Annotated in this window: 13 protein-coding genes; 6 read left to right on the forward strand and 7 right to left on the reverse strand. The window is 36.1% G+C overall.

All coding sequences use genetic code 11. The features are described from left to right. The first annotated feature begins 8 nt into the window (after positions 1–8). Entirely contained in the window at positions 9–668 is a 660-nt protein-coding gene (locus tag Q9306_RS03470) for a hypothetical protein (RefSeq protein WP_306195314.1), read from the forward strand. Positions 669–768: 100 nt separating this feature from the next. Here the strand turns inward: Q9306_RS03470 and Q9306_RS03475 are convergent, their stop codons facing one another. From Q9306_RS03475 to Q9306_RS03490, 4 genes are all read right to left on the reverse strand, one after another. Then, a complete protein-coding gene (locus tag Q9306_RS03475; protein WP_306195316.1) occupies positions 769–2,061 on the reverse strand; it encodes a glycosyltransferase in 1,293 nt (430 codons plus the stop codon). Between the two features lie 282 nt (positions 2,062–2,343). Beyond that, positions 2,344–2,961, reverse strand: a complete 618-nt coding sequence (locus Q9306_RS03480; RefSeq protein WP_306195318.1) for a sulfotransferase family 2 domain-containing protein — start codon at positions 2,959–2,961, stop codon at positions 2,344–2,346. Positions 2,962–2,995: 34 nt separating this feature from the next. Continuing rightward, positions 2,996–3,601, reverse strand: coding sequence for a hypothetical protein (locus tag Q9306_RS03485; RefSeq protein ID WP_306195320.1), 606 nt, complete (start codon positions 3,599–3,601; stop codon positions 2,996–2,998). Between the two features lie 109 nt (positions 3,602–3,710). Continuing rightward, on the reverse strand, positions 3,711–4,556 hold the full coding sequence (locus Q9306_RS03490; protein WP_306195322.1) for a DUF7164 domain-containing protein: 846 nt from the start codon (positions 4,554–4,556) through the stop codon (positions 3,711–3,713). A 438-nt stretch (positions 4,557–4,994) separates the two neighbouring features. Between Q9306_RS03490 and Q9306_RS03495 the strand changes: the two genes are divergently transcribed. Then, positions 4,995–5,741: a sulfotransferase family protein gene (locus Q9306_RS03495; protein WP_306195324.1), complete on the forward strand. Its 747-nt coding sequence runs from the start codon at positions 4,995–4,997 to the stop codon at positions 5,739–5,741. A 282-nt stretch (positions 5,742–6,023) separates the two neighbouring features. On the opposite strand, the gene cysC is transcribed toward Q9306_RS03495, so the two are convergent. Together cysC and sat are read right to left on the reverse strand one after the other, a co-directional pair. Beyond that, a complete protein-coding gene (cysC, locus tag Q9306_RS03500; RefSeq protein WP_306195326.1) occupies positions 6,024–6,629 on the reverse strand; it encodes an adenylyl-sulfate kinase in 606 nt (201 codons plus the stop codon). 3 nt (positions 6,630–6,632) lie between these two features. Next, positions 6,633–7,769 carry a sulfate adenylyltransferase gene (gene sat, locus Q9306_RS03505; RefSeq protein ID WP_306195328.1) on the reverse strand — a complete coding sequence of 379 codons (1,137 nt, stop codon included), beginning with the start codon at positions 7,767–7,769 and terminating at the stop codon, positions 6,633–6,635. Between the two features lie 95 nt (positions 7,770–7,864). Here sat and Q9306_RS03510 point away from each other — a divergent pair, with 95 nt between their 5' ends. Beyond that, positions 7,865–8,626 carry a sulfite exporter TauE/SafE family protein gene (locus Q9306_RS03510; RefSeq protein WP_306195330.1) on the forward strand — a complete coding sequence of 254 codons (762 nt, stop codon included), beginning with the start codon at positions 7,865–7,867 and terminating at the stop codon, positions 8,624–8,626. 179 nt (positions 8,627–8,805) lie between these two features. Here Q9306_RS03510 and Q9306_RS03515 read toward each other — a convergent pair whose 3' ends face one another. Beyond that, entirely contained in the window at positions 8,806–9,528 is a 723-nt protein-coding gene (locus tag Q9306_RS03515; protein WP_306195332.1) for a hypothetical protein, read from the reverse strand. A 139-nt stretch (positions 9,529–9,667) separates the two neighbouring features. Here Q9306_RS03515 and Q9306_RS03520 point away from each other — a divergent pair, with 139 nt between their 5' ends. The 3 genes from Q9306_RS03520 to Q9306_RS03530 all read left to right on the forward strand — a co-directional run bounded on the left by Q9306_RS03520 (position 9,668) and on the right by Q9306_RS03530 (position 12,428). After that, entirely contained in the window at positions 9,668–10,069 is a 402-nt protein-coding gene (locus Q9306_RS03520) for a hypothetical protein (RefSeq protein WP_306195334.1), read from the forward strand. Positions 10,070–10,395: 326 nt separating this feature from the next. Then, positions 10,396–10,881 (forward strand): hypothetical protein, encoded by a 486-nt coding sequence (locus Q9306_RS03525; protein ID WP_306195336.1) that lies wholly within the window; start codon positions 10,396–10,398, stop codon positions 10,879–10,881. Between the two features lie 635 nt (positions 10,882–11,516). Continuing rightward, complete coding sequence (locus tag Q9306_RS03530; protein WP_306195338.1) at positions 11,517–12,428, forward strand: NAD-dependent epimerase/dehydratase family protein; 912 nt, start codon at positions 11,517–11,519, stop codon at positions 12,426–12,428. Positions 12,429–12,501 lie beyond the last annotated feature (73 nt).

The following is a 12,501-nucleotide window of genomic DNA, read 5'->3' on the forward strand; positions in this document are numbered from 1 at the left end:
TGCTCGAAATGAATGGTTTGTGTAATCAATTATGTAACTTAAAACCAGGAACTGAGGTTGATTTTTTATTAAGAGGAGCCTCTAGAACAACCACCCTGACTTTTATAAATTTTGATCCTGAGAATGGGTGTATTACAGGGAAAGATTGTAATGGAGCTATTAGAACATTAAGTTGTCATTGTATTTGTGCGTTTTCACCCCGTATTCCTCGGGAAGAATTGTGTTGTAAAATTATAGTGGAGCATAAGACGCAACTGGTGCCTCCTGCAAAAAGGGGAACTGCCTGTGCCACTAAAACGGTAGTAGCTAACATTGAAAAGGTATGCCCGGAAGTGGTTGTTATTTGCGGTGTGATTCATAAAACCATAACCTATACGGCCGTAATAGATGGTTGCGAGGTTCCGAACCATGTAATTAAAGACGATGTCCCATTTCAATGTCTGATTGAACAAAATGATAACAAGAAAGGGGATGATCAATGCGGTATTATTCAACAGGATGGCATCAAGGAAGGGGATCAATTCCGTATTATCCAACAGGGGATTTTGTGCGAGGTTTTTGCGCATGAAGCGAATTTTGGTGGACAGGATCATTCAGTCGCCTTTAAGTTTGTAGAAAAAGATATTGTTAAGGTATGTATTGAAAAAGTAAGAAAAACCAACTATTGAGAGAAACCCCCATCAGTATTCGACTGATGGGGGTTTTATTTTGCTTTACGGGGTAGAATCAGCAACTGAACGACGAAGTGTAACAGCGAAAGATTAGCACTTAAAAGGGCTGCAACATAGGTTTTAGTTGATTAAACCATATCCACTGAGGGCTATAACGTTGTCTTGCCATTGTTTTTGCATGGATTACGTGATTTTCACGCATTAGATTGGTAATAATTTCTGCATGTTCTTTCAAATATGCTTCCTCGGAAGGATGGTATGTTTCGGCGGTATTATACCCAAAATTTCTTGCATCCCACTTCATAAAGTAGGAATTCAACGCTTTTCCAATTTCCTCCAAAGCTGGGACTCTTTCATTTAATACAATGAAATTCCCCTTACTTGCCGCCTCTAACACGGTTAATCCAAACGACTCAGAAAAAGAAGGACATATAAAAAGATTAGAAAGGGAAAATAATTCTAAAACACCCTTTCTAGGAAAGCCATTTTTAAAAGCTTTCATATCTGAAGTAAAAAACATATCATTATGCTCTAAACCGAATGCCGTACCTTGTGCCTGAATTAAAGCTTTATATTGTTTAGTCCCAATATCCGCGCTTGGAAAATCACAAAATATGACTTTCACCGTCTTTTCGCAGTTTTTCTTAATGGCTCCGCATAACGATGCGACTTTTTCAAATTTCTTTCCAGGTGTCAGTCTCCCCGGATAAATGACAAGTATATCAGGGGACATGAAGTCAACTTCCTGTCCGAGCAGCTTGACTTCATCGCTCATGTAATTTAACAAATCAAGGCTGTTATTGACTGCTCGGCAGTTCCCTTCTGGAGTATTATACTGTTTGGAGAGCGCAGAAAGTCCTGATTGGGTAGGATAGACATATAAAGTATTAGGCATGGGCGTAAACCTTGCTGAAAATGGCCATTTAGGATTTGAGGGACGATTCACAGGAGCAGAATGTGTAAAAGCGATAAATTTGACATGCGGCAGCTTTTCTTGTGCCTTTCTCACCGCAACATTGTGGAGTAAATGCCAGCCTTGATAATGAATATCATGCATAATACAGGCATCTACATCAGATAATTTTGTTACTAAATCATCCGCAATCACATCCACTTCCTGATAAAAAGTATCATGTACTTTTCCACTGGCCTGTGTATAGTCTCTCCAATGTATTTGATTGCCGTTGAGATGATTAACCACTTTTCTCCATTCAATCCGTTCATCTAAGAAAATTCCGTGCCGCGCATCATCAAGCGGACAACTTTCACTTACAAGCATGACTGGCTGATTATGATCATCCAACAACATCCTTATTTGTTCCGCTACAACATTTACTAATGAGTACGTACTATCTAAACCATTAAACATTGTTAGAAGCGCAACTTTCATTCGTCAAGCCCCCTTTTACAAACCCGTTGTTAAAAATATCTACCTTAGAATTTATATGAACTTTTAACAAAATTATACTCTCGTTTGATTTTTGTTCTTACTGTCAGTAGCGTTTAGCGTTTAAGATACATAGATAAGAAAAGGTCTGCAAACGGCTATCCAGACATCCTAAATCATCCCTCAAATTTTCTAGATGGATATATATAAGAAGTTCACAGGAGGAAATTCTTAATCAAACTGAACGATCAGTTAGCATTATTATTCAGTTTGACTAAAAAAGCTTCAATATTCATATCCGAGTAAATCAATTTCTTTTTTATAATAATGTTGGATTAATTCTTTTTGTTGTTCGTTGTAAACCGTTCTATAATGCTGATGATTTTTCCTGAAGTTACCTTTTGCCCTAGGTAACCAGCCATCAAAAGGTAAACCAATTTTATTACAGATCATCTTCAAATCATTCTCTAAATTTTCATATTTTCCAATATAGTCGACGGCTAACTGATCATGAATCGTATATCTAGGAAAATTATATGAACGCAGGAACTCCGATGATTTTAAAAAATCATCGAAAGTAACAGTGGCCGGATTGCTTCTATAGTGATAAAGCGATATGACTTTGTCCCACGGATTTCTATCAAAGCAAAACTTATAATATGAGTTCCATATTTCCTCTCCTATTAAATTCTTAACCTGTTTTGCCCTAATATGATTATAAAATTTACCTTGATAATTTTGTGGTTGTTTTCCAAATTCAGCCCTAATTTTCTCATCAGCAGGACTTATCGGAGTAATGATATCTTTATCGCCGCAATATCTTGACAATGAAATTTCGATACTGGTGCCGGCGGTTTTTTTCGTTTTTAAAAAGATAAATTTATGTTCATGAGATATAATCATTTTTCTTGACTAACCTCCTTTACTGTTCGAGAGATTACGTGGTTTTATATTCGTATAAATCACAAAAATTTTCCAACTCTAATACGATATCCTTATTACAATTTTCTTTTATAAAGGAGAACGTTAGAGCAGGATGATTTCTTGCATTTACTTTCTTCTCTATTTTTTCAACTGGTAATAATGACTCTTTATTCTCAAATCGTTTTAGAAAATAAAATAATTTTTCTTCTGGATTTTTATCGATGCAAACTTTTAGATTAGGTCTTTGCAGTTCTATTTTTTTATACCAATCAAGAACACTTTTTACAGCCACCTCTACCCTATTTAAACCTTCCAAATTCAGATGTTTTTTACGGTAATCTAAACTTATCCTAGATGGATTTTCTGTAAAATAACTGCTACTTATAATATCAACAGGATGTCTCAAATTCATTATAATGTAGTCAAAGGTGAAATTTTTCCGGTTAAGAGTATGGTCAGTATATACTTGATAATCATCCACTACAAACATCCAACTGCTAATTCCATCCCTGCCCATAATTTCATGTCCAATGTGATACCCAAATTGCCGAAATAGTTTCACCATAAATGCAGTACCACTTCTTGGATGTCCTAAAACTAAAAATTTTTTATTTTCCATTTAAATTCAGCCTTTCATAAGTAACTTATTAACCAAAAGAAATTAGATTCTTCTTTTCTAATATTCTTTAGGCTATTTGAAGTAATGTAAGTTTTTGGAATACGCTTGATTATTGAATATGGAAAAATTGCTTCGACTTTAAAGCTATAAACAAGCAGTAATCTCTAATTCTATTTATATCTAAATTATCGGTACTTAAATCATCATATTTTCCCGCTGTAAATTGAAACTTAGAAAACATATTATTTGTATGCCAGCAGTGTATGTGCGGATGATTATCGATTGATTCGGATGAGGCACTACCATAATCAAGTTTTTTTTGGTCTATTGTAATTTGATCTACAAAATGGTTAGCTGCAATTTCACAACCGTACATTGATGCAACCCCCCGATACCAGCTAGGCCATTTTCCCTCATCACCCTTAAATTCTTCTGTCAAAATATGTGCTGTAATAGTTGTCGCGAGTTTACAAACTTCCCTTACCAACGAGGCATTACCGTAATGAGTTGATCCTAGATTATGGAGTCCTTGATGGCGCAAATGAAATTGTGATGAGATTCTTTTTAGGTTGGAGCGTGTTTTTTCATCGTTTACATAACCGCCTCGTCCTACAGTATAGAGGGCAGGGTAAAAAGAATTCCATGCGGGTGTTAAAAATGTGTCCGCATCGGTTCTCAGAATATAATCGTAATTGTTTAAAAAAGCTGCTTGCTCTCCAGCTAAACAACTAATTGAATTAATAAATCGATAACGGAGGAATTCAGGAGGATTACTGGCTAACTCACACTCAACTTTTATACAGTCATCTGGAATTTTTTTCAAAGCTTCCTTTGTTCCAAATACAACAAGATCAGTATCATTTGACTGTATATATTTTAGAGAGGTATATAAGCACCCCAATTGAAGCAATAAATGCTTATTGTCCTCTACAAACACTACAACAGCTCTTCGCATTTCACACACCCTTTTTAAATTAATGTACAGAGGAGATATAGCTAGAAACAACCTAAAGATTATTACGTTTCAAAATGTTACTAATATTATTTATATGAAGATGGAAATGGAAGGGTGTAAAAATTAGATAGAAATTCCATTTCCATAAACAAAACCTAGATTTTGCATTTGAAAGCTAATTTTCGCTGTTACTTATGGTAAGGTTTCCTCTAATCGTTTTCATAACGGAAGTGAAGAAAAATGAACAAACAACCTATCGAACACTAAAAATATATTCGCATATAATGTTATCGTATATATTCGTCAACTATAGAAGCGTATCGGCATCATCCTCAATAAAGAATAATCTAATATATCAACTACACCTTTCATTTTTTTATATCGGAATGTAAATTTGATGTTTTTTTGGTATAACAAAAAAATCATAGGGGGAAAATCGTGGACTCGAAAAAATTTGTATTCATTTGTGGTTTACACCGGAGTGGCACGACCATTTTATCTAAATTACTTAGGGAACATGATGAAATAAGTGGTTTCCGTAATACTGGTTCTCCGATGGATGAGGGACAACATTTGCAAACAGTATTCCCGCCGGCAAAGAGATATGGCGGACCGGGTATTTTCGCTTTTGACAATGCTTCTTATTTGGACGAACATTCCAATATCATTACACCAGAAAACAAAAAGAAATTATTTTTTGAATGGGGAAAACATTGGGATTTGTCCAAACCTATCTTGTTAGAAAAATCACCTCCAAATATAATTAGAACCCGCTTTCTACAGGAGATGTTTCCTAACTCCTATTTTCTTATAATTAAAAGACATCCTGTCGCTGTTTCTTTAGCTACAAATGCTTTTTCAGGGAGAAATATTGAATTGGAAAAGTTAATTGATCATTGGATTTTATGCCATAAGCAGCTGGAAAAAGATCTACCACTACTAAAAAACACCATTATAATTAAATATGAGGAATTAGCGGCTAATCCAGAAAATATATTACATTCAATATCTAATTTTATTCAATGTAACCCTATCGACGTTGCACTTCCAATCAATTCAAACACGAATGAGAAGTACTTAAAAAAGTGGATGGCATTACCCGCTACTAAAAGAGCTAATATAGTGAATAAGTATGAAAGGGACATAAATGCTTTTGGATATAGCTTTAAAGAATTTTTTAAATAGACACTAAAAGCTGTTTTTACTGTAGATTTACAATTCCTTTAAACCATGATTTCCTGGGTTTCTCATAACAGTTCATTTTCTAGATGCTGACGAGGAAGTACGTTTTTGTGTTTCCTTGTCAGCATCTTTCTATATTATTCAAAGGAAATATAGAAAACCTGCATCTAGCTATTCACAGTAAACGTTTTAACTCTGAGTTCGTACCCTTAATAAAATTAGATAGAGTGCGAATTCAGAGTTAAAATAAAATCAACAATAAACTTTATTTCATTAAACAAAATACTAAATATATCCCTTATCCAACAAATAGCGAATGATTTGATCTGTACAATTGTCTATTGCCACACTCTCGGTATTGACCGTTATTTCAGGAGAAACTGGGGCTTCATAGGGTGAGGAGATACCGGTAAAATCGGTAATCTCACCCTTTCTTGCTTTTTTATATAAGCCCTTTGGGTCTCGTGTCTCACAAACTTCTAACGAACATTTTGTATATATTTCAATAAACTCTTCCTCTTCTAAAAGATCTCTTACTTTCTGACGATCTTCTGTATATGGAGAAATAAAAGCGGAAAGGACAATGATTCCACTATCAACAAATAGTTTCGCTACTTCACCAATGCGTCTTATATTTTCTTTTCGATCTTCCTCACGAAAACCTAAATCTTTGTTTAACCCGTGTCTCATATTATCTCCATCTAATAAATAAGTAGAAATCCCAAGAGAATGCAGCCTTTCTTCCACTTTATTCGCTAAGGTTGACTTGCCGGATCCTGATAATCCTGTAAACCATAGAACACAACTTTTTTGGCCGTGTAATTTCTGACGGTTTTCTTTTGTTATGACCGTTTGGTGCCAAATGATATTCTCTTTTTTTTGTTTATCCACGTGTTATTCCTCCAAACTTAGTCCTTTTATTAAGGCATCGATTACTTCGGGACGGCTGAATTCCATCGGAGGTCTTTCCCCGTTTCTTAACATTTCTCTCACTTTTGTTCCGGACAAAATGAATCGATCCGTTTCATCATGAGGGCATGTCTTTAAAGACGCCATCGCATGACATTTTTTACAATAAAAACTGTGTTCAAAAAAGAGCGGAACGATTTGTAATTCATCTTCTTTAAAACGGTTAAAAATGAATTGAGCATCATAAGTACCATAATAACTTCCGACTCCGGCATGATCGCGGCCGACAATAAAATGAGTGCAGCCGTAATTTTTTCTTACAAGCGCATGGAAGACGGCTTCTCGAGGTCCTGCATAACGCATGGGAGCTGGAAAAGCGGCTAACATCGTATATTTTTCAGGATAATAATGCTCGATTAACACTTCATAACTGTTCATTCGAATATGTTGCGGGATATCATCTTTTTTCGTCTCGCCGACTAATGGATGAATCAAAAGGCCATCGACTGTTTCAAGAGCTGATTTTTGAATATACTCATGGGCGCGATGAATAGGGTTGCGTGTCTGAAAACCAACAACCTTTCTCCATCTTCGTTTATCAAACTCTGCTCTAGTATCTATTGGATCCAAATCATACTTTTCAGCCACTTTTCTATTCGGACGTTTTATCATCGTAATCTTACCACCTACATAAATCCCTGAATGGTCATAAAGCTTTGCCACTCCGGGATGGTTGTGATCAGTCGTTCCATAAACATATTCAGCCTCTACTTTTTGATCCGCTGCATATATTTCTTCAATTTCAATCACTCCATAAACGTTGTTGTCATGAATAAGTTTCACTTTGGAACCACAGTGGATGGATTGTGCTTCTCCAGTAGAAATCGATAATGTAATAGGCAGTGTCCAAACCAAACCACTCTGTAAGCGCATATGATAAAGTACGTTTTCATAATCCTCTTTCCCCATGAAACCTTGAAGAGGACTAAATGCACCAATAGCTATACATTCTAGATTTGCAAGAGTAAACTCATCTATTTCGATTTGCTGCTCAATATCATCTACATTCAAATCGGGATTAAAACGATTGATTAATTGACCGCCGTGGGGGGATATTGCCATTGTTAAACATCACCTCTATTAGTAGTTAAAATCGATTATCTCTATAGAGTATGATGCTTTTAAAAAAATGATTAGACACTTGAGGTGAATAAGAAATGAGTATTGAATTTGTTTTTATCGGATTGCTGGTCGGATGGCTCGTTGGAATGACAGGGGTCGGTGGAGCTTCTTTGCTTACCCCATTATTGATTTTTATGGGCATTCATCCAACGATCGCTATCGGCACGGACTTTGCCTATAATTCAATTACAAAAATGGTTGGGACCATCCAACACATAAGGCAAAAAACAGTTCATTTTCAATTGGTGAAATACTTAGCCATCGGGAGTATACCATCTGCTGTTACGGCTAATATAGTATTTTATTTATTTTTAGCTGACTACTATAATAAAGAGTTTGTGATGCTCTTGCTTGGTTCTATTCTAATGATTGTTTCCATCATTACATTGATTCAAATGACTTTTGGTCGTCATTCAGTTAACCGTTGGAAAGAAAAGCCATTAGAAGAAAAGCGGCATTTGACCATCCTGGCGGGAGTCATCATCGGAGCCGTCGTAGGAATCACTTCGGTTGGATCAGGAAGCCTTTTTGCATTGTTTATCTTATATGTTTATAATATGAAATCTTCCGAATTAGTTGGTACAGATATCACTCATGCTTTTTTGCTTACTTCCGTTTCAGGCCTCTTGATGGCAGGATTTGGACACATCGATTATTTATTAGTGGGCAATCTTCTATGCGGATCCATTCCAGGAGCGATCATTGGCAGTAAACTTACAACAAAGATGCCGTCGAAATATATACGTATTGTCATGATTGTAATCATTTTTATTAGTGGAATGAAACTTGTTTTTTAGAGTGGAACACTTTTTAATGAAAGAAATAATCATGAAGGATAAAATAAAAGATTCATAGTGATGAATACATCCAAACCATTATTATTGTAAAGACATACTATGATTGGGAAACTGAGAAAATGCGATAAAGATTGTTTTTTCTTTTTTGCATTTAATTTTATTAAAAAGGAGTGTAAAATTTATATGACAGTAGTTGCTGTTATTACGGGAGATGGGCCATGTCCAGGTTCCCAACCTTTACAAGCGACCGTTACAGTAAACATCATAACTAGCGGACCAAATACCGGGTGCGCAGAAATTGTAGTAGCCAATAGTCCGAGTCCGCTGAGCACAGGTTTTGTAGGTTCTTTATGTTTAATTGTGACTAATCCTGGACCATTTACCCAGGTATCCGGTCCAGGACCAGAAGGCCCTCTAAGTGGAGGGAATTGTCCTGGAGGTTGTCTTCCGAATTCTAGTATTGTACAAAGGTTTACAGGGCCAGCGCAAAGAATTAATCCGGGTGAGTCGGGAACATTTATCATTTGTTCCACTACACCGTTTACGGAGGCACAGTTCCAAAGCGTTGGATTACATTTCCAAGGCATCCAGGGCTGTCCTTCAGGAAATGATAGTATTTGTTTAAGTGCCTTTTTTACTGGAGCTACAACATCAACAACAACATCGACGACTACTTCTACAACAACAACATCGACAACTACTTCTACAACATCGACATCGACAACTACTTCTACGACATCGACATCGACAACTACTTCTACAACATCGACATCGACAACTACTTCTACAACATCGACATCGACATCGACAACTACTTCTACAACAACAACATCGACAACTACTTCTACAACATCGACATCGACAACTACTTCTACAACATCAACATCAACAACTACTTCCACTACAACATCAACAACATCAACAACATCAACAACAACTGTATGTCCAATTCCAAACCCGCAAACTTGCTGTCAAGAAGCTGTTGAATTTAAAACACAGCTTGTTCCACCTGCATTAGTTGGAGGTTTCTTTAAAACTGAGGTGTTTTTCTCGCAAGCACCTGTTATTGAAGATGTTTGCCCTGAAAAAGTGATCATTTGCGGCACACTAACGAAAAAAATTACGTTTATATCGGTGGATGATCAAGGAAACCAATGTTTGAAAGTCATTTGTGACGAAAGAGCATTCCAATGTATCATTGACCGTGATGATGCAAACGAAGGAGAACGAGACCTTTTCGAAGTTTGCGGATTTGCCGTTTTATGTGAAGGTGCACCAAGACCACAGAACTTCGGAACACGCCCGGGACCGGGAGGACAAGGAACTGTCGAAGTGTTCTGGAAAATTACTGAAAAAGATATCGTCAAGGTGTGTATTAGAAAGAATAATTGCGACGTTTGTAATCCAATCCCACAATGTCCTCCAACCTCATTTTCTGACTAGTCTCTTTAAGTGAGCAATACGAAAACGCAGAGACCTCTCGACTCTTTATGATTCTTGAGGTCTTTTTTTTGCAAGGACAGAATAAATCTTTGATTGCCAGTTTATACACCATCATGAACAAGATAGGATAGATATCTATGACTTTCGGATAAGACCATTAAATTAATAGGCGAATGCATATTGTTTCTTTTTACAGCTGATTCTCGGCAACTACCTATACTGAATTGTCTGGTTTCACATATTGTATTTTAGCACAGTAGATTATTATCATACTTATTTTTTCCTGATTCCTTTGTCCCATACTCACAATATAAGGAGGAATAAAAATGGATGGATGTCCAATTGCGAATCCTCGAACTTGCTGTCAAGAAGCCGTTGAATTTAAAACACAGCTCGTTCCACCGGCATTAGCTGCGGATGGCGTTACAACTAAGGTGTTTTTCACGCAAGTACCTGTTGTTGAAGATGTTTGCCCTGAAAAAGTGATCATTTGCGGCACATTAGCGAAAAAAATTATGTTCACGGCTGTGGATGAACAAGGAAATCAATGTCCAAAAGTTATTTGTGACGAAAGAGCATTCCAATGTATTATTGACCGTGATGATGCAAACGAAGGAGACTATTTCGAAGTTTGCGGATTTGCCGTTTTATGCGAAGGTACGCCAAGACCACAAAATTTCGGAACACGCCCAGGACCGAACGGCCAAGGCACTGTCGATGTATTCTGGAAAGTTCTTGAAAAAGACATTGTCAAGGTGTGTATTAGAAAGAATGATTGCGACGATTGTCATCCAATCTCACCTTGTGACTAGTCTCTCTAAGTGAGCGATATGACGTCGTATAGACCTCTCGACTCTTTATGATTCTTGAGGTCTTTTTATATGCAAAGACAGAACAAAGCTTTGATTGCCAGTTTAAGAACCATCATGAACAAGACGATATGACATCTGTGACTTTTGGATAAGGCTATTAAATTGGCAGGTAAACAAATAAAAGAAGGAAAAAATCAACCGTTATTATACAGTCATCATTCGGATTTATATAAACTCTTGCGTCATATGCAGAAAAGTGTGGTTGTGAAATAGATAGAACAAACTGCTGAAACACAGGAAAACGAAAGTATTATTGTTTGTTAGCTGCTTTAAGCCGATAAACTATAGAGCATACTGTGGAAAAAGTTTACATAAATTGTAACAATATTGATTTTATCCCGCACTAACGGGCAGTAAGACTCCTACCTCAAGATTGTGAGAAAACAAAGAAGATAGGTGGGAGATAACTGCCCGTAAGAGCCCGATTAGTTCAACTAACCATCAGTGGGGGATGAAGAAAACCCCCACTGATGGAAGTTTCACTTTATAGAAATGATAACTTCATTAATTAAAAAAACAGAGATTTTTACTTGTCTAATATGTAAGGAAATATAGTTTTTGGGGAGGGTAAATATTTGAAAGTTTTAGTCACAGGCGGGGCAGGCTTTATTGGTTCACATATTGTTGAATTCTTATTGGAAAACAATATAGAGACAGTAGTTGTTGATAATTTAGTTAGCGGTCATAAGCATCATATTCCATCGGGAGTTGCTTTTTATCATTCTGATATACGAAATCCTGATATTGATAAAATTTTTATGACAGAAAAACCAGACTTTGTAATACATCAAGCGGCGCAGGTGTCTGTGCAGGAATCTGTAAAACAGCCACTCTACGATTGTAGTGAAAATATCATGGCGACTGTAAATATTCTACAATCTTGTCTAAAGCATAACGTGAAAAAAATTATCCATGCATCAACTGCTGCTGTATACGGTAATCCTAAATATTTACCTATTGATGAGAATCATGATCTTAATCCTGTATCATTTTATGGTTTATCGAAATGGACTAGTGAAACTTATATTCAATTATTCGCAAAGCTCTCGGGTTTAAAGTATACAATTCTTAGATATTCCAATGTTTATGGCGCAAGGCAGGATGCAAATGGGGAAGCTGGTGTTATTTCTATTTTTATTGACCGATTATTAAAGAATGAGAGTCCAATTATATATGGTGACGGAAATCAAACAAGAGATTTTATCTTTGTTAAAGATGTAGCATATGCTAACTTTTTGTCTCTTAGGAATGCTGACAATCAAATATGTAATATTAGTTCGCATCAACAAACTTCAGTCAATGAACTGCTGGATATAATCTATAGCTTAATGACAGTAGAAAATAAAAGAATATACAAAGAGGAAAGACCAGGGGATATTGTCCATAGCTATCTATTAAATAATAAAGCTAGAAAATACTTAAATTGGAATCCGAAGTTTTCATTACTTCAAGGATTGGAAGAGACGATTTCCTTCTTCCGTAATTAGGGATTTTCTTAGTTTTTAATCCTCTTGTTTATAAAAAATAGGGAATGTACCTTATGTAAATAGATAAAGAATA

This window comes from Bacillus multifaciens, assembly GCF_030756675.1.
Classification (GTDB): domain Bacteria; phylum Bacillota; class Bacilli; order Bacillales; family Bacillaceae_G; genus Bacillus_A; species Bacillus_A multifaciens.